16 protein-coding genes are annotated in these 16,841 nt (G+C 59.4%); 6 read left to right on the forward strand and 10 right to left on the reverse strand.

Translation table 11 applies throughout. From position 1 onward, the window contains the following. Nucleotides 1-2: 2 nt before the first annotated feature. On the reverse strand, nt 3-401 hold the full coding sequence (locus Ga0074115_RS01620; protein ID WP_232432845.1) for an asparagine synthetase: 399 nt from the start codon (nt 399-401) through the stop codon (nt 3-5). Nucleotides 402-527: 126 nt separating this feature from the next. On the opposite strand from Ga0074115_RS01620, the gene Ga0074115_RS01625 reads away from it, so the two are divergent. Further along, a complete protein-coding gene (locus tag Ga0074115_RS01625; protein ID WP_057956814.1) occupies nt 528-1,142 on the forward strand; it encodes a methylthioribulose 1-phosphate dehydratase in 615 nt (204 codons plus the stop codon). A gap of 107 nt (nt 1,143-1,249) precedes the next feature. On the opposite strand, the gene cysC is transcribed toward Ga0074115_RS01625, so the two are convergent. Beyond that, nucleotides 1,250-1,864, reverse strand: coding sequence for an adenylyl-sulfate kinase (gene cysC, locus Ga0074115_RS01630; protein WP_060528144.1), 615 nt, complete (start codon nt 1,862-1,864; stop codon nt 1,250-1,252). Between the two features lie 324 nt (nt 1,865-2,188). Here cysC and Ga0074115_RS01640 point away from each other — a divergent pair, with 324 nt between their 5' ends. Next, a complete protein-coding gene (locus Ga0074115_RS01640; RefSeq protein ID WP_057956812.1) occupies nt 2,189-3,385 on the forward strand; it encodes a TraB/GumN family protein in 1,197 nt (398 codons plus the stop codon). Here Ga0074115_RS01640 and Ga0074115_RS01645 read toward each other — a convergent pair. Further along, nucleotides 3,378-4,595: a multifunctional CCA addition/repair protein gene (locus Ga0074115_RS01645; RefSeq protein WP_057956811.1), complete on the reverse strand. Its 1,218-nt coding sequence runs from the start codon at nt 4,593-4,595 to the stop codon at nt 3,378-3,380. The genes Ga0074115_RS01640 and Ga0074115_RS01645 overlap by 8 nt on opposite strands. After that, entirely contained in the window at nt 4,595-5,071 is a 477-nt protein-coding gene (locus tag Ga0074115_RS01650) for a DUF4124 domain-containing protein (RefSeq protein WP_232432846.1), read from the reverse strand. Before Ga0074115_RS01650 ends, Ga0074115_RS01645 begins: the two co-directional genes overlap by 1 nt. 193 nt (nt 5,072-5,264) lie before the next feature. On the opposite strand from Ga0074115_RS01650, the gene Ga0074115_RS01655 reads away from it, so the two are divergent. Further along, nucleotides 5,265-5,588 carry a PilZ domain-containing protein gene (locus Ga0074115_RS01655; RefSeq protein WP_057956810.1) on the forward strand — a complete coding sequence of 108 codons (324 nt, stop codon included), beginning with the start codon at nt 5,265-5,267 and terminating at the stop codon, nt 5,586-5,588. A gap of 166 nt (nt 5,589-5,754) precedes the next feature. Continuing rightward, complete coding sequence (locus Ga0074115_RS01660; RefSeq protein ID WP_057956818.1) at nt 5,755-9,612, forward strand: DUF3683 domain-containing protein; 3,858 nt, start codon at nt 5,755-5,757, stop codon at nt 9,610-9,612. Between the two features lie 250 nt (nt 9,613-9,862). On the opposite strand, the gene Ga0074115_RS01665 is transcribed toward Ga0074115_RS01660, so the two are convergent. Genes Ga0074115_RS01665 through hemE form a run of 4 tightly spaced genes read right to left on the reverse strand, consistent with a single transcriptional unit; the run spans nt 9,863 to nt 13,433 of the window. Continuing rightward, nucleotides 9,863-10,552 (reverse strand): hypothetical protein, encoded by a 690-nt coding sequence (locus Ga0074115_RS01665; RefSeq protein ID WP_232432847.1) that lies wholly within the window; start codon nt 10,550-10,552, stop codon nt 9,863-9,865. Nucleotides 10,553-10,593: 41 nt separating this feature from the next. Then, nucleotides 10,594-11,481 (reverse strand): NAD(P)-dependent oxidoreductase, encoded by an 888-nt coding sequence (locus tag Ga0074115_RS01670; RefSeq protein ID WP_057956809.1) that lies wholly within the window; start codon nt 11,479-11,481, stop codon nt 10,594-10,596. Between the two features lie 58 nt (nt 11,482-11,539). Then, nucleotides 11,540-12,337: a 2-oxoglutarate synthase gene (locus Ga0074115_RS01675; protein WP_232432848.1), complete on the reverse strand. Its 798-nt coding sequence runs from the start codon at nt 12,335-12,337 to the stop codon at nt 11,540-11,542. A gap of 25 nt (nt 12,338-12,362) precedes the next feature. After that, nucleotides 12,363-13,433: a uroporphyrinogen decarboxylase gene (gene hemE, locus Ga0074115_RS01680; protein ID WP_060528146.1), complete on the reverse strand. Its 1,071-nt coding sequence runs from the start codon at nt 13,431-13,433 to the stop codon at nt 12,363-12,365. Between the two features lie 172 nt (nt 13,434-13,605). On the opposite strand from hemE, the gene Ga0074115_RS01685 reads away from it, so the two are divergent. After that, nucleotides 13,606-14,568, forward strand: coding sequence for a PDC sensor domain-containing protein (locus tag Ga0074115_RS01685; RefSeq protein ID WP_040819748.1), 963 nt, complete (start codon nt 13,606-13,608; stop codon nt 14,566-14,568). A 109-nt stretch (nt 14,569-14,677) separates the two neighbouring features. Here Ga0074115_RS01685 and Ga0074115_RS01690 read toward each other — a convergent pair whose 3' ends face one another. After that, nucleotides 14,678-15,436, reverse strand: a complete 759-nt coding sequence (locus Ga0074115_RS01690) for an oxygen-binding di-iron domain-containing protein (RefSeq protein WP_005958775.1) — start codon at nt 15,434-15,436, stop codon at nt 14,678-14,680. Between the two features lie 325 nt (nt 15,437-15,761). Between Ga0074115_RS01690 and nfi the strand changes: the two genes are divergently transcribed. Continuing rightward, nucleotides 15,762-16,427 carry a deoxyribonuclease V gene (gene nfi, locus Ga0074115_RS01695; RefSeq protein ID WP_082626842.1) on the forward strand — a complete coding sequence of 222 codons (666 nt, stop codon included), beginning with the start codon at nt 15,762-15,764 and terminating at the stop codon, nt 16,425-16,427. Nucleotides 16,428-16,437: 10 nt separating this feature from the next. Here the strand turns inward: nfi and Ga0074115_RS01700 are convergent, their stop codons facing one another. Then, entirely contained in the window at nt 16,438-16,836 is a 399-nt protein-coding gene (locus Ga0074115_RS01700) for a hypothetical protein (RefSeq protein WP_232432849.1), read from the reverse strand. Nucleotides 16,837-16,841 lie beyond the last annotated feature (5 nt).

Raw genomic sequence — 16,841 nt, forward strand, 5'->3', positions numbered from 1 at the left:
GCCTATTTGAACTCGGGGATCGGGCTCTGCAGATGCCAGGTTTTAGTCTCAGCATCATATTTCCAGAGCTGCTGGTCCACCAGTTCGTGTACTACTTGCTCGGTCTCAAAGATATACTGGATCACCACTGTCAGCCCCGCTGTCGTCTCGTCCAGCATCGATGGCCCCTGCACCGCTTCATAGCTGGTTACACGCAAATCCTTGCGCAGCGGTTTCTTGGCAGTCTGCTGCTGCTCTGCCGCCAGGAAGCGCTGGGCTCCCACGCCGGCGTTCCAACGGATCACCGCCTCATACTTCAGCAGGGTATCCTCTAGGTGCTTGGCCTGCTCACGCTCAGACAGCGTCTTGCAGCCGGCCAGCAGCAGACCTGCCAGCGATAAAATGATAATGATCCGATACATGCCGCAACTCCCAAATGTTCCCTGCCGCATGTTAGTTCACCCACCCCGACACCACCAGGCCCCAGCGCTATCACCACCATGCAAGTCTGTTTAAACTACACTCGATGCTCTATCAGGAGTGCAGTCATGCCATCAGACTTTGAAACCATTGCCCGTGAGTTGATTGAGATCGGCCACCTCTTCCACCAGCGCGGTTGGGTGCCCGCTACCAGCGGCAACTTCTCTGCCCGCCTCGACGACGGCAGCCTTGCGATCACTGCCTCCGGCCGCCACAAGGGCCGACTCGATCTAGAGGATATCCTGCACACCGACGCCGCTGGCAACACCGACGAGCTGCAGCGCCCCTCCGACGAGAGCCTGCTGCATATTCTGCTCTACCAACGCCTGCCGGAGATAAACGCACTGCTGCACCCTCACACAGTCAACGCGACGCTGTTGTCGCGGCTGCATCAGACCCATCTCTCACTACAGGATTATGAGCTACTAAAGACATTTGCAGGGATCGACAGCCACGACTGTCAGGTCCGGGTACCGATCTTCGCCAATGACCAGGATATAGCGCGGCTCGCCAACCGGGTCGATCGCTACATCGACGAGAACCCGGACCTGGTCGGCTTCCTGATCCAGGGCCATGGTTTCTACACCTGGGGCGAATCGATCGACGAGGCGATCCGTCACGTCGAGGCCTTCGAGTTTATGTTTGAGTGTGAGATGCGCCTGCTGAACGTGAAATCATCATGAGCCATCTATAGCGAACAGGGTGGAGAACCGCAGCATACCGGCAGGTCTGCAGTTTTAACGAGATCAGGCCCTGACTCCCCCGCCGGGGGAGCCTTCAGTACACCCGCTCAGTCGCCCACCACGTAGTTGGGGATGACACCACGCTCTTCCAGCACGCTGAGAATCTGTGCAACACAATCCTCTAGGGTGTCGATCTCGGTATCGACGGTGATCTCGGGTTTCAACGGCGCCTCGTAGGGAGACGAGATGCCGGTAAACTCCGGGATCTCACCGGCACGAGCCTTCTGGTAGAGCCCCTTTACGTCGCGGCTCTCGCACTTCTCCAGCGAGCACTTGACGTAGACCTCGATGAAGTCACCATGGGGAAACAGGCCACGGGCGCGCTCACGATCTTCGCGGATCGGCGAGATGAAGGCTGTCAGTGAGATCACCCCGGCATCGACAAACAGCTTCGCCATCTCACCGATGCGGCGAATGTTCTCGGTGCGGTCTTCAATACTGAAACCCAGATCTCGGCAGAGCCCGTGGCGCACATTGTCGCCATCAAACACGTAGGTGTGACAGCCACGCTGATGCAACTCCTCCTCCAGCGCATGCGCCAGGGTCGACTTACCCGATCCCGACAGGCCGGTAAACCAGAGCAATTTCGCCTTGTGACGATTCATTTTCTCCCGCCTCTCGCGGGTGACAGTGGCGTGGTGCCAAACGACGTTTTTATCCATATTTAATCGCGTTCTTCAAATAGGTGGACCGATTCCGTGCCTGAATACTTCCTTAAAATCTGCCCGTACGCTAGCAAATTATCCAGACCAATATAAGTAACGCCCTGCAGGCACCAACGAACCGGAATGGAATTCTTGCACAGGGTCTCATTTCTTAGCGACCGCCAGCCTGCTGCCTGTAATCTGAGCCCAGCCGATCGGCACAATTGCCCCAGAAATGTCCTGCCGCGTTGCATGGCACAGCCCTGCATGAATAAGACGAGATAAAGCCAGGCTCGGAATTCACTGGTATGATGGCTGCTTTTTGCCAACCCCAAGAGCACCATGCAGGCAGAGGAACAGCAACCCATCCGTCAGATCCAGCTCGGCGAGAGTCAGCTGACGCTGCTCGGCACCGCGCATGTCTCACGCACTAGCGCAGAGAAGGTGCGCGAGCTGCTGCAGAGCGGCGATTATGACTCGGTCGCGGTGGAGCTCTGCCCCAGCCGCTATAACGCCTTGCTAAATCCCGATGCACTGGCGCAGATGGATCTATTTCGCGTGGTGCGCGAGGGCCGCGTCACCATGGTGATGGCTAGTCTCGCCCTAAGCGCCTATCAACAGCGACTAGCAGACCAGTTCGGCATCGAACCCGGTGCCGAGCAGCGTGAGGCAGTACGTATCGCCCAGGAGTCCAACAAACCGTTGCTGCTGATCGACAGGGAGATCAGCGTCACCTTCAAGCGGGTTGCTGGCAACCTCAGCTGGTTCAGACGCTTCAGCCTATTTGTTGGCCTGCTGGCGGGCATCCTCTCCAAAGAGGATGTGGCGGAAGAGGAGATCGAGCGCCTGAAAGAGGGCGACATATTAGAGACCACCTTTGCCGAGTTTGCCGAAGACCGCCAGGATCTGTTTCTGCCCCTGATCGACGAACGTGACCGCTACATGGCTGCGCGCCTGCGCGAAGAGATCGAACAGCAGGGCCATGAAAACATCCTGGTGGTGATCGGTGCCGGCCATCTGCAGGGGGTGGCAAACTACCTGCAGAGCGAGCCGGAACCCGCCAAGGCCGCGATCAAGCAACTCGACTCTCTGCCGGAGCCGAGCCGCTGGCCGAAGCTGATCCCCTGGGTCATCGTCTGCCTGGTGCTCGGCGGCTTTGCGGCTGGTTTTTTCCGCAGCAGTGACCTGGGCTGGCAGCTAGTGCTCGACTGGGTGCTGATCAACGGCGGGCTTTCAGCCCTCGGCGCACTAGTCGCAGCGGCCCATCCGCTGACCGTAGTGACCGCGTTTGTTGCCGCCCCGCTGACCTCACTCAACCCGGCAATCGGTGCCGGCATGGTGACCGCCGCGGCAGAGCTCTATCTGCGCAAACCAACGGTGGCCGACTTTGGCCGGTTACGCAATGACACCACCCACTTCAAGGGTTGGTGGCACAATCGCGTCTCCCGCACCCTGCTGGTGTTCTTTCTCAGCACCCTCGGCTCAGCTATCGGCACCTATCTGGCGGGCTTTCGCATCTTTGACCGCCTGGTCAACTAACCTCACTGTCAACCCGGCGCATCGCCTCCAGGCGCAGGCGGCGCATCGCCTCGGCCATCGCCTTACCACTCACCCGCTTCGGCAGCTGACTGCTATTCACACTGGCGGCGGCCCGATAGACCCGTCGCAGACGGTCGGCCTGAGGATAGGCGCGCTGCTCAAACCCCGCCCGCCCACGGAAATCGGCCTCGCAGACCAGTAGAAACGCCTCCAGTCGCTGCGGCCGGCGAAACGCATCCAGTCGCTCCAGCAGCTTCAGGCGGGTGGTGGCTTTCAGCTCATCCAGGTGATGCAGCTGGCTGTGGTAGCGGCCGCAACACTCTGCCAGCTCCTGGTACCGGGTAGGCACCCGCAGACGACGACAGAGTGCTCGCAGGATCGCTACCCCGCGCTCCTCATGGCCATGGTGGCTGGGCAAGATTTGCGCCGGGGTCGATGCCTTGCCGAGGTCGTGGGTAAGAGCGGCAAAGCGGATGCTCTGCTCATCCGATAGCCGGGCGGCCTGCGCCAGCACCATCATCGTATGCACGCCAGTATCGATCTCCGGGTGCCAGCGCTCTGGCTGGGGCACCCCCCAAAGGCTGTCCAGTTCAGGCAACAGCCGAGCCAGCGCGCCAACCTCCCGCAGGGTTGCAAAAAAGGGCACCGGATTCGGCTCGCCAAGGGCCTTGTCGAGCTCTTGCCAGACCCGCTCCGGCACCAGCTCGTTGAGTTGGCCCGCATCAACCATCGAGCGCATCAACTCCCTGGTCTCCCCGGCGACACGAAACCCCAGAGACGCAAAGCGCGCCATGAAGCGCGCCACCCGCAACACCCGGATCGGATCCTCGGCAAACGCCGGTGAGATGTGGCGCAGCACGCGCTGCTCGAGATCCCGGCGTCCACCAAACGGATCGATGAGCTCTCCGTCGTCACTCTCGGCCATCGCGTTGATGGTGAGATCCCGCCGCGATAGATCCTCCTCCAGGGTCACCCCCGGATGGGCCAGGGGCGCGGCCGGAGTCTGGCGAGAGCCGCTGGCGGTGCGTGCCAGGGCATACTCGCTGCCATTCTGCGGGTGGATAAAGATGGGAAAGTCGCGCCCCACCTGACGAAAACCCTGCTGCAGAAGCTGGGTTGGAGTCGCCCCCACCACCAGATAGTCCCGCTCGGTCACCGGCAACCCCAGCAGCCGATCGCGCACTGCACCGCCAACCAGATAGGTCTGCATCAGCGCCCAAAACGTGCATCTTGCAGACGTTTGCGGGCAGCCTCGACCTCCGTCTCTGCCTGCTTGATCCGCTCGAAATATTCGGGACGGATGCGCCGCCCGGCACCGCCGCCAAAGCTCTGTCGATCCTCGTCCTTCAATACCTTGGCCTGTTCCAGGTGCTGCTCCGCTTGTTGCAGTTGCTGCTTCGCCTGCTCGACCACTCTGGCCCGCTGTTTCCGCTTATATTCGCGTTGGGCAACGGCCTTGTCCGCAGCCCGGCGGATCTCACTCTCTCGCTGCTGCGCCTGCTGCTGTGCAGCGGCAGAGGGTTTAGACTCAACCTTGATGCGCTGTGTCTCGACAGAGTCCGACTGAGGGGTATCGGAGTAGATCACCCGGCCTTCCGGGTCCACCGAGCGGTAGAGCGTATCGGCACTAAGCGACACTGGCAGCAACAGCAGCAGCCAGCCGCATAGTCTGAGAGTTGTTGACATCATCTTCACCCCACTTTTGCAACCGCTCCAACCACCAGTTTATCAGAAGCCGCCCTCGCCACTGCCACTCCATCGACTGGGGAAACTAATGCCTGCATTGCTCGATCTCACCCTGGAAGCCTCCCGGCAGGCTGCTACATTATGCCTAAGCATAGATTCCAGATTGTGCAGCCAGAGATGAGGAGTAATAGTGATGCTTGACTACGCCGAGAAGCGGGACTTCGTGCGGATGGAGATGGATTGTCCGGCGCGTTTTCGTATCAGCGGCCAGCCGCAATTGGCGACCGGCATTGTTAGAAATCTGAGTAGCAGCGGTCTGCTGCTGGAGTTTGACCAGGAACTGGCGACCGGCACGGAACTGGCCTTGGAGATACTACCAGGCAAATCGATTACCCCCCCCTTTGCGGCCATCCTCAGCGTAATCCGCAGCAGCCCCATAGAGCACGCGAATTTCAGCATCGCCTGCGCCATCGAACGGATATTGGGAGAGAAGGATACCGGCCCCGACTTTCCCTGATCCTGTCCGCCTCCCAAGCCGCCTCAATCGACTGCCCGGGTTAGTTGGGGCGCAGCTTTCCATGTTTGGGATCAATGCATGCCGGCAGGAGTTTTAATATACAATACCGACTTGCCCGCACGCCATGAGTGATGCGGGCGTTTTTCGTTTTGAGCCGGAGCGGACTATGCCAACAGCCGTCAAGCCGCGGATCCGTGAGATCCCCTACAACTACACCTCTTTCTCTGACCGGGAGATCGTCATTCGCTTTCTCGGTGAGGAGCTGTGGCGGGTCATTGAGGATCTCCGGGGCTCGCGCCGCACCGGCCGCTCCGCCCGCATGCTGTTCGAGGTGCTCGGCGACATGTGGGTGGTAAGCCGCAATCCCTACCTGCAGGACGACCTGTTGCAGAATGAGGAGCGCCGCCAGGCCCTGATCGACGCCCTGCACCACCGTCTTGATCAGTTTGAGCTGCGAACCAATGAAAACCAGCAGGCGATCCACCTGTTGCACGCCTCACGCCAGGCGGTGGAGGCATTCGAGGCACGCTTCATCCGGCAGATTGAGCTACGCCGTCAAGTAAAGCGTAATCTGATCGGCCTGACCCGCAAAGACAATGTGGATTTCAGCGGCCTTGCGCGGGTCGCCCACGCCACCGACGCCACCGACTGGCGCGTCGAGATCCCCTTCGTGGTCATCACCCCCGACACCGAGGCGGAGGTAGCAGCGGTGGTGCGCGCCTGCATCGCCTCCGGTCTGACCATCATCCCGCGCGGTGGCGGCACCGGCTACACCGGCAGTGCGGTGCCGCTCGACCCCCACTCGGCGGTGATCAACACTGAGAAGCTGGAGCAACTGGGGGAGATCGAGAGCATCGCACTGCCCGGCGTGGCGGAGCCGGTGCCGACCATTGTCGCCGGCGCAGGGGTGATCACGCGGCGGGTCTCGGAACAGGCGGAGGCCGCCGGGCTCGCCTTTGCCGTCGACCCCACCTCCCAGGACGCCTCCACCATCGGTGGCAACATCGCAATGAACGCCGGCGGCAAGAAGGCGGTACTGTGGGGCACCACCCTCGATAACCTCGCCAGCTGGCGCATGGTGACCCCGGACGGCAGCTGGATGGAGGTGGAGCGGCTCAATCACAATCTGGGCAAGATCCACGATCAGCCCGAGGTACGTTTCCGCGTCAGCCGCTATGCCAACGACGGCACCACACCACTCGCTGAGCCAGAGATCCTACAGATACCCGGCAGCGCCTTCCGCAAGGCAGGGCTGGGCAAGGATGTCACCGACAAGTTTCTCTCCGGCCTGCCAGGGGTGCAGAAGGAGGGTTGCGACGGCCTGATCACCTCCGCCCGTTTCGTGTTGCACCGCATGCCTAAGCAGGTACGCACCCTCTGTCTGGAGTTCTTCGGCAGCGATATCGGCCGGGCGGTGCCGGCCATCGTCGAGATCAAAGCGTATCTGGACCGGCACGACAACGTCACGTTGGTGGGTCTGGAGCACCTCGATGAGCGCTATCTGAAGGCGGTCAAATACTCCACCAAGGCGGCCCGCGCCGAGCGCCCCAAGATGGTGCTGCTAGCCGACATCGCTAGCGATCAGGTGGACCAGGTCAGCAGCGCGGCAGACCAGGTGGTCGAACTGGTGGAGGCACGCGGCAGCGAGGGGTTTATCGCCAGCAGCGCCGAGGCACGCAGACATTTCTGGCTCGACCGGGCCCGCACCGCCGCCATCTCCGCCCACACCAACGCCTTCAAGATCAACGAAGACGTGGTGATCCCGCTGGAGCGGCTGGCCGACTACAGTCGCGGCATCGAGCGCATCAATATCGAGGAGTCGATCAGCAACAAGATCGAGATCGCTGATGCCGTTCTCGACTATCTACAGAGCAGCGAATGGCGCGATCTGGCCAGCGAGGCCTTCGGTGCCAGCGATGAGAATGAAGCGATCTCCCGCACCAAGATCAACCTGGCCCAGAGCGCCGTTGAGCGGGCGCGAGGGCGCTGGAGCGAGACCCTGCAACAGATCGAACAGCCTGCCGCCGACCACCGGCAGCTGCTGAGCGAAGCGGAGGCCCAACACATCCAGCCAAACGACCGGTTGCTCGATCTGCTACTGCGCCGTGACCTGCTGATCTCCTACCGGCAGGAGATAGCTCTGCAGCTGGATGAGGCCTTCCCCGGCCAGGAAATGCAGCCGCTACGCCACGCGCTGCGCGAGATCCACCAGCGGCTCCGAGAGTCGCGGCTGTTCGTGGCGCTGCACATGCATGCCGGTGACGGCAACGTACATACCAACATCCCTGTCCACTCCGACAACTACGCAATGCTGCACCGCGCCGAGCGGGTGGTGGACCGCATCATGGCACTGGCCTCCTCGCTGGGCGGGGCGATCTCTGGTGAGCACGGCATTGGCCTGACCAAGCTGCAGTACCTAGAGCCGGAGAAGCTGCAGGCGTTTGCCCGCTACAAGGCACAGGTCGATCCCGAACAGCATTTCAACCGTGGCAAGCTGGCTACCGGCGCCGATCTGCGCAACGCCTACACTCCTTCGCTCAAGCTGCTGGAGCAGGAGGCAATCATCCTCGAAGAGAGCGAGCTGGGCGCGCTCAACGACGAGATCAAACACTGTCTGCGCTGTGGCAAGTGCAAGCCGGTCTGCATGACCCATGTACCACGTGCCAACCTGCTCTACTCACCGCGTAACAAGATCCTCGCCACCGGCCTGATCATCGAAGCCTTCCTCTACGAGGAGCAGACCCGCCGCGGCCTGTCGCAACGCCATTTCGATGAGATGAACGACGTGGCCGACCACTGCACCGTCTGCCACAAGTGCCTCACTCCCTGCCCAGTCAATATCGACTTCGGTGAGGTCACCACCCGCATGCGCAAGATCCTCACCGAGCGCGGCCAGAAGCGCCGCAGCCTGGGTGCGATGGCGGCGATGAGTTTCCTCAATATGACCGATCCACGGGCGATCCGCTGGATGCGCCTGGGGCTGGCCGAATGGGGATTCAAGGCGCTTAATCTGGCGCATGGGCTAGCCAAGCGCAGCGGTCTACTGAAACAGCGCAGCACCCTACCCCGCGCCACCACAGGTAGACCGGAGATAAAGACCCTGGCGCTGGAGATGCTGAGCTACCCGATCCGGGTAGAGCCGCCCAAGCAGAGCCTGCGGGCAATGCTCAAACTGGAGGATCGCACCACTATACCGATCCTGCACAGCCCTAAGGGGGCGCTCGAAGAAAACGAGGCGGTCTTCTATTTCCCAGGCTGCGGCTCAGAGCGCCTCTACAGCGAGATCGGTCTGGCGACCCTAGCGATGCTGGCCGAGACTGGCGCCACCACCGTACTCCCCCCCGGCTATCTCTGCTGCGGCTACCCGCAGAGCGCGGCCGGACAGGCGCAACGCGGTCACCAGATCACCACTGAGAACCGGGTGCTGTTTCACCGTGTCGCGAATACTCTCAACTACATGGATATTCGCACCGTGGTGGTCTCCTGCGGCACGTGCATAGATCAACTGCTGAAGTATGAGTTTGAAAAGATCTTTCCCGGCTGCCGCCTGCTCGACATCCATGAATACCTGATGGAAAAAGGGATCAAGATTGCTGACGGCGCGCCGGACAATTATCTCTTCCATGACCCCTGCCATAGCCCGATGAAGCTGTATGATCCACTCGAGGTCACTGCCTCCCTCACTGGCGGCAGGGTCGAGGTATCGGATCGCTGTTGTGGCGAAGCCGGCACCCTCGGCACCAGTCGGCCTGACATCGCCCACCAGCTACGCTTCCGCAAGGAGGAGGAACTCCAAAACGGGTTGGCCAAACTGGCTGATGATGCAGAGCCGGGCCATATCAACGCCAAGCTGCTGACCAGCTGCCCAGCCTGCCAGCAGGGCCTAAGCCGCTATACTGACTCAACCGGTCTCAAACCCACTTATATTGTGGTCGAACTGGCAAACAGGGTGCTGGGAGAGCGATGGCAGCAGCAATTTATCCAGCAGATGAGTCAGCAGGGCATCGAACGAGTGCTGCTTTGATAAGGTGCCAGCAACTACTTTTGCTAAAGCATTTGGAGATCAGCTGGTGGCAAGTGGCTGGTTTTGTCGAGGTTGGTCGGGTTGTGCCAGCATACAATGTCGTTTTTTTACGCGAAAAAACCGCCCGATGCTGGGAGGGATGCTGGAATTGATTAATTTATCAGCGCTTCCTTCGTGACTTGTGTAAAAATGACTCCCGGCCGTTTTTTGGAGCGCAAGGCTATCCGCCCATGACTAGTTCGGAGCGTCCCTAAGAAGCCGCTTCGCTCTCGATATGTTTCAGCAAGTTCTCCAGCTCGCTCAACCGCTCAAGCGCCTGTGCCACTGATTCCCCCTCCTGCTGGCGCTGCTCCAGCAGAGCCCGGGCCTGTTTGCTGATCGCCTCCAGATGCGGCGGATCAAACAGGGTCACAGCCACCTGAAACTCCTCTTCAGAAGCACTCAGCAGAGTCGGCACCAAGTCATCTTCACTTATCAGAGAATCGGGGGAGAGCAGGTCCACCGCCAACGGGTGTTCCAGCATCTCATAGTGCAGCCGCCTGGCTTCTTCCTCCTGCTGCAGTTCCTGATGGGCCAGGGTGTCATTGCCGGCACCTCGCCACACCGCCTGCATGATCACCGCCACCAGCTTGCTGATCGCATCCTTGTTGGCGCCCTGCTCATCGGCCAGACCGCAGGCGGTCTCATAGGCCTTGTCGAGACGCTCTTTCAGTTCGAGGATCACATCGCTCTGTTCGTGGGGCCCGAGTTCTACCGCTTCACCCACCAGCTTGCGCAGCTCTTCGATAAAGCTCACCAGCTCTTCGTGATCTTTGCGCTGCGCCTCTTCCAACGCAGAAGGCGTAAGCGAACGCTCACTTTTGTCGAACAGAGGGTTGTTGTGTTTTCGCATCAGGTGCCGCTCGTAGCGACCCGGCATTGAGCTGAATAGCAGTTTCATCAAATCCTACCTAAATAGATCGAAAAGGCCGTGCTGCCGCGTCAGCAGCCCTCATCCTGACTAGCCTGAAAGTCGGGGTTGATCGCCTCGTAGAGTGATGAGTAGTCATCTTCCCCATGTCCCGCAGCCTGCGCCTCACCGAAGACTCTGAGCATCGTCTGCGGCAACTGGGCATCGATGCCCAGCTCATCCACCACGCGGCTGAAAAGATCCACATCTTTAATCAGATGCTTAAGGGGAAAGTTGGGATTGGCATAATCGTGGCTCAGCATCTTCGCCAGCTTCTTGTCGAAGGTCGGCGCATAGAGCGCGCTCTCTCGCAGCAGGCCCATGAACTGCTCCACATCGATGCCTTCGGCCCGCACCAGCCCAAGGCTCAGGGAGAAGGCAGAGGTGAGCGAAGCGATCAGTTGGTTCATCGCCAGCTTCATCGCCGCACCCTGACCAACCTCGCCGATGCGCTGCACCTGCTTGCCGAGACAACGCAACAGCAACAGCATCTGCTGGTAGATCTCTGCATCACCTCCGGCCATCACGATCAGGTTGCCGGATCGTGCCTCCGGGATGCTGCCGAGCACCGGTGCCTCCAGATAGTGTCCACCAACTGCCTCCACTGCAGAGGCAATCTCGCGGCTCTGATTCGGCGCGATGGTTCCCATCTGTACCACGACCTTGCCTGCCAGCCCACTGAGTGACGAGGGCTGCAACAGGGTCGAACGGATAGCTGCGGCATCGCTCAGGGTCAGCAGGACAGCCTCCCCCTGGGCAATGGCGGCTGTCAGATCAGATTCGACCGGAATACCTTTGGCTTGCACCTGATCGTGAGCAACCTGGGAGCGGTTCCAGGCAACCAGCTCATGCCCGCACTGGATCAGGCGCTGTGCGATCGGCTTCCCCATCAGCCCCAATCCGATAAGCGTGATCTTCATGTTATCTTCACTCTAGATGCGAAGCACAAGAGGTATAAGGCTTGTTTGATCAAGGGAATCAGTAACCCGCCTGCAGATAGAGCATCGGTCCCTGAAAGGTGTAATCGAACTCACCCCGCAGGTTGTCATCATCGGCGGAGAGGCTGTATCCGTAATAGGTGTAGCCGCCGCCGATGCCGAAGTTTTCACTGAAGTCATAGCGCACCGAAATGCTGCCATTTACCAGACTGCCAGAATAAGCATCATAATCGAGCGCAAACACCTGCGCCCAAGCATCCAGTTTCAGCTTGGGGGAGATCCAATAGGCACCATCCAGACCCAAGCTGGGTAGCGGGATGCTCACGTCGGCATCATAGCTGGGGCCAGCAAGGCGCGTGCTAATCCCCGTGGAAAGTGAGGTCACATGGACACCGAGCAGGCTCTCGATCTGCCAGTCTTCGTCCTGATAGAGCTTATAACGCCACGCCAGACGTGCGACCTTCGAATCAAAGAAGCTGTCGACGAGCGTATCAACGGTATAGTCCTCACCATCAATGGTGATGGTGCTGTTGAGCATACTGCTGCCACTGCGTGACAACTCCACATAGGAGAGATCGATGGCGTGACTCTCATTAAAGCGATAGGTGATATCCAGCATCGGCAGGATCTCCCGCTCTCCCAGGCCAAGTTGGTCCTCCATGTTAAAACTGGTCCCGATTGTGCCATCTTTTGAATCGAGCCTGAGCTCAGTAGCGGTGCTGGCCCAGAAGGCGGCAAGGCGTACCTCTATCGTATTCGGCTCAGCCATTACCTCGAAGGTAGCTAACAGGCCGACAACCAGTAACCTGAACCCCACAATCACTTTATGCTTATTCACTCTGGTACTTACTCCCTGGCAAAGATCAGGATGCCTGATGATAGGGCCGGCTTAATTCATGCACGGCCTCGACAAAGGCCCCGGCATGTTCCGGCGGAATATTGGGATGAATGCCATGGCCCAAATTGAAGACGTGACCCTCGCCCGGACCGAAACTCTCAAGCACCCGGCCGACCTCTTCACGAATACGCTCGGGTGAAGCATAGAGCACACAGGGATCCATATTGCCCTGCAGCACTACCTTGTCGCCGACGCGCCGACGCGCCTCGGCTAGATCGAGGGTCCAGTCGATGCCGAGTGCATCGCAGCCGCTCTCGGCCATCCGCTCGAGCCAGAGCCCTCCGCCCTTGGTGAAGAGGATCACCGGCACCTGGCGGCCCTCCGCCTCGCGGGTCAGCCCCTGGATGATGCGTTGCATGTAGTCGAGGGAAAAGGCCTGGTAGGCGGCCGGGGTGAGTGCGCCACCCCAGGTATCGAAGATCATCACCGCCTGTGCACCGGCGGCAATCTGCGCATTCAGATAGGCGGTGACCGAATCGGCAACCCGGCTGAGCAGCTGGTGCATCAGCTCGGGACGATCGAACATCATCCCCTTCACCTGGGCGAAGTTCTTGGTGCCGCCACCCTCGACCATGTAGGTGGCCAGGGTCCAGGGGCTGCCTGAAAATCCGATCAGCGGCACCCGTCCATCCAACTCGCGGCGGATGGTGCGCACCGCATCCATCACGTAGCCCAGGTCATCCTCCATGTCGGGCAGACCCAGCGCCTTGACCGCTGCCTCATCACGCACCGGGCGTTCGAAGCGTGGCCCTTCTCCTTCGGTGAAGTAGAGCCCCAGTCCCATGGCGTCGGGTACGGTGAGGATATCGGAGAAGAGGATCGCCGCATCCAGCGGGTAGCGGTCGAGGGGCTGGATGGTCACCTCGCATGCCAGTTCAGGATTACGGCAGAGGTCCATGAAGCTACCGGCCTTGGCGCGGGTGGCCCGGTACTCCGGCAGATAGCGCCCGGCCTGACGCATCATCCAGACGGGTGTGACATCAACCGGCTGCCGCAGCAGAGCCCGGAGGAATCGATCGTTTTTTAGGGTGCTCACTTAGGGATCCTGATATCGTCTCTCGCTCAAACTTACCGGGCGGATTCTACACAGTTTGCCGCATCCCCGCCTCCATCGAGTCAAACCCATGTAACATTCGGCTGCGATAGTGTCCCGGAAGTCCGCAACAGTTTAACCTGGCTTGATGCAAGTAAATCTGAAGGAGTTTGGCATGTCCGCAATGCAGAAGATCATCCTTGAAAAGAAGGCGGCGCTGGCCGAGTCGGTGGGGATACCGCTATCGGCTCTAGCGGCGCTCTGTGCCGAAGTCTGGCCAGATGCTGATGCCATCGACACCACTCTGCAGCGCCATCTCAAGGATCTGACACACTGCGAGACACTCTACGCCTGGGATCTGGATGGCAGGGAGATCTCCTCGCTAATCCGTGACGGTGTTGCCGACCCCGCATGGCGCGGGCGGGACCTCTCCCATCGCCCCTATCTGAAAAATAACCTGCCGTTCAAAGGCATCATGCTCTCCTCCGTCTACCAGAGCGCCTATTCGGGTAAAGAGTGTGTCACCGCCCTGCAAGCGGTACGTCGGGAAGATCAGCTGATGGGCTTTATCGCTGCCGACTTCTCCCTCAACAAGCTGCTTGCCGATACTCCGGCGCTGGCCGCGGAGAGCCAATGGCAACAGTTCAAAGGCGACCCGGCGGTACGCAGTACCCTGTTCATGCAGCAGCGGGTTCAAAGCCTGCTGGATGAGAATATCGATTCGGTACACGACACCGTACTGACGCTGATGAGCACCCACGGCATCTTTCACAGTAAGATCCACTACTCCAGCGGGCGCTGCTCCTTCTGGTTGCTGGAGGATCCCTACTCCTACCGCATCCATGGCGTGCTGGAAATCATCGATCCCGATATCAGCCTCGCTTATCCACTGCACGACTATCCCGCCGTGGCCAAGGTCACTCCCAGCCAGCTGCGCGCCGCACTCGATGGGCTGAAGGCACTGCGCTTCGCCGACGAGACCATCTATCTGCGCAGCGCCTCACTCAACATCATGAACGGCATGATCGGGCTCACCTTCTCCTGTGATGGCTCACACTACATGTCGATCGACGAATTTCTGGAGAAGAACCTGGGGTTCTGGGTCGGAGAACTGGCGACAGAGCAGACTTCCTCGTGACAGCGAGGCAAATGGAGTCATGAATATTAAATAAAACGGGGCGCCTTACGCGCCCCTTTGAATAAAGTCTGCGTCGTCCCAGACTACTGGGCGACGAAAGCCCTAAATCTTACGGAATCTGGTAGTGGCTTTGGTTCATCAGATCAACGCCACACTCCAGGTCAGCGATCCAGTTGATGAACTCAGCCACCGCTTTTTTGCCGACAAACGCGCGGCCATGCTGCGGCACGATCATCTCGATATCGAGATCCTTCACCATGTTGGCCCAATAGCGACAGACCCGATTTGAGTTCATATAGCGCTTGTGGAAACCCTCCATATAGGGCAAAACCTCAGCGATCTTCTTCACCGGCTTGTCCAGGTCTCCCGGCGGCAGGTTGGCACCCAGATCACCGGAGAAGAGGATCTTGCTCTTCGGATCGTAGAACTGAAAATTGCCTTCGGCATGGAGAAAATGGGCCGGCAGCGCCTTCAGGCGGATATCGCCCAACTCCAGATTCATGCCCGGATCCGGGATCGCGATGACCCGGTTCTGCAGCCGCCCCGGCCGGGTGAAGTGAGGAATGAACCGCTCCCAGAGGGCGGGCACGACCACTTTACAATCGGTACCAACCAACCATTTGTTGATCGAGGCCACAATATCGGGGTCCTGGTGGGATGCAACCACATAGTCGAGCTTCTTGACGTTGACATAATCACTGATCGCCATAAACAGGCGAGAGTAGGTGAGCTCTCCGCCAGGATCGATCAATGCGGCATGGCCGTGATCAAAGATGAGAAACTGATTGGCCTGCACCGCCTCACCGCTAACCAGATCACGATAAACTACGCAGATATGGCCCTGTTTGTTATAGAGTTCCACTGACATCTAATGCCCACCCTTCTACAGCGCCTGCTCCCCAGCATCACCGGAGAAACGAGCGCCTGTCCACTGAAATTACTTAATAAATCGCTAGCCTGAAACGCAAAGGCAGTGCCAAATTTATGCGAACATGGTTCAACTGCCTGTGAAATGATCACAATCATCAAAAAGCATGGTATATGTCATCATCCCGCTGGAACAATCTTATGTCAGGTTCGGCTATTTGCAACAAATTGTTGGAATTTGCTGTCCTGGATCACACAGGACGATCGGTTCAGAATTCAGACTAATCGAGAGCAGATCCAACCCGCATTGAACTTGGCCGGCGACGCTGAAGGTGGATCCATTTAACTTGCACGATTGGAATCTGACACCGCAGCAGGCGCGCGAGCTGCAACAGCAGCTGAGCCTGAAGGTGATCCGTGAAGACCGATTCACCACACCACACTTTGTTGCCGGTGTCGATGTGGGATTTGAAGATGGTGGCGCTACCACCCGCGCTGCGGTTGCCCTGTTGCGGTTTCCATCCCTTGAGCTGCTGGAACACAGCATCGCACGCCTGCCCACCCGCTTTCCCTATCTGCCGGGACTGCTCTCCTTTCGTGAGATACCGGCAATCCTTGAGGCGTTGAAGGGGCTGGAAACAGCACCCGATATACTGCTATGCGACGGCCAGGGGCTGGCCCACCCCCGCCGCTTTGGGCTGGCCTGTCACCTCGGCCTGATCACCGACACACCCTCCATTGGTGTTGCGAAAAGCCGCCTGATCGGCACCCATACAGAGTTGCCAGCGGAGAAGGGGGCTTGGGTAACACTGGAAGACAAGGGCAAGATCATCGGCGCAGTGCTGCGCAGCCGCAGCAACGTAAACCCCCTCTATATATCCATCGGGCAAAGGATCAGCCTGGCTTCGGCCATCCACTACACCCTCGCCTGCACCACCCGTTACAAGCTGCCAGAGACGACCCGCTGGGCGCATCGCTTCGCCTCCGGCTGAGCAGCCGGGGCTATTCTGGCTTGATGTGCTCAATGTAGTAGGGGCGACCCTCCATCTCCAGCCTCACCCCCTCGGCCTGCGCCTGAAGTATCTGCTCACTATCCTTGAAGCGCAGTTTGCAGTGGGCATGTCCCTGACTCTGCAGTGGCAACGGGATCATATCGCGGTAGGTGTAGACATTCTCCCCCACATCGCCGCCGTCACAGATACAGGGTGCGCTGGGCAGCTCGCCATCGAGCTCGGCAGCAGTAAAGATCAGCGAACCGGCCTGCCACCAGCGGGTGCGTTCCTTGGAGCCGCTGATGGTCTTAATGATATAGGCCCGGGAAAAGCGAACCTTGAGTTCACCATCTTCCAATGTGATTGACTCAATTTCACTGCCTGGCAGATCGACACTGCTGGAATCCATCAAAA

The sequence above is a fragment of the endosymbiont of Ridgeia piscesae genome (genome assembly GCF_001443665.1).
Lineage (GTDB): Bacteria > Pseudomonadota > Gammaproteobacteria > Chromatiales > Chromatiaceae > Endoriftia > Endoriftia persephonae.

What these genes read in the sequence shown, in the direction of transcription:
- Ga0074115_RS01620 (WP_232432845.1), bottom strand. Translation starts at nt 401, where the DNA reads ATGTATCGGATCATTATCATTTTATCGCTGGCAGGTCTGCTGCTGGCC.
- Ga0074115_RS01625 (WP_057956814.1), top strand. Translation starts at nt 528, where the DNA reads ATGCCATCAGACTTTGAAACCATTGCCCGTGAGTTGATTGAGATCGGC.
- cysC (WP_060528144.1), bottom strand. Translation starts at nt 1,864, where the DNA reads ATGGATAAAAACGTCGTTTGGCACCACGCCACTGTCACCCGCGAGAGG.
- Ga0074115_RS01640 (WP_057956812.1), top strand. Translation starts at nt 2,189, where the DNA reads ATGCAGGCAGAGGAACAGCAACCCATCCGTCAGATCCAGCTCGGCGAG.
- Ga0074115_RS01645 (WP_057956811.1), bottom strand. Translation starts at nt 4,595, where the DNA reads ATGCAGACCTATCTGGTTGGCGGTGCAGTGCGCGATCGGCTGCTGGGG.
- Ga0074115_RS01650 (WP_232432846.1), bottom strand. Translation starts at nt 5,071, where the DNA reads ATGTCAACAACTCTCAGACTATGCGGCTGGCTGCTGCTGTTGCTGCCA.
- Ga0074115_RS01655 (WP_057956810.1), top strand. Translation starts at nt 5,265, where the DNA reads ATGCTTGACTACGCCGAGAAGCGGGACTTCGTGCGGATGGAGATGGAT.
- Ga0074115_RS01660 (WP_057956818.1), top strand. Translation starts at nt 5,755, where the DNA reads ATGCCAACAGCCGTCAAGCCGCGGATCCGTGAGATCCCCTACAACTAC.
- Ga0074115_RS01665 (WP_232432847.1), bottom strand. Translation starts at nt 10,552, where the DNA reads ATGAAACTGCTATTCAGCTCAATGCCGGGTCGCTACGAGCGGCACCTG.
- Ga0074115_RS01670 (WP_057956809.1), bottom strand. Translation starts at nt 11,481, where the DNA reads ATGAAGATCACGCTTATCGGATTGGGGCTGATGGGGAAGCCGATCGCA.
- Ga0074115_RS01685 (WP_040819748.1), top strand. Translation starts at nt 13,606, where the DNA reads ATGTCCGCAATGCAGAAGATCATCCTTGAAAAGAAGGCGGCGCTGGCC.
- Ga0074115_RS01690 (WP_005958775.1), bottom strand. Translation starts at nt 15,436, where the DNA reads ATGTCAGTGGAACTCTATAACAAACAGGGCCATATCTGCGTAGTTTAT.
- Ga0074115_RS01700 (WP_232432849.1), bottom strand. Translation starts at nt 16,836, where the DNA reads ATGGATTCCAGCAGTGTCGATCTGCCAGGCAGTGAAATTGAGTCAATC.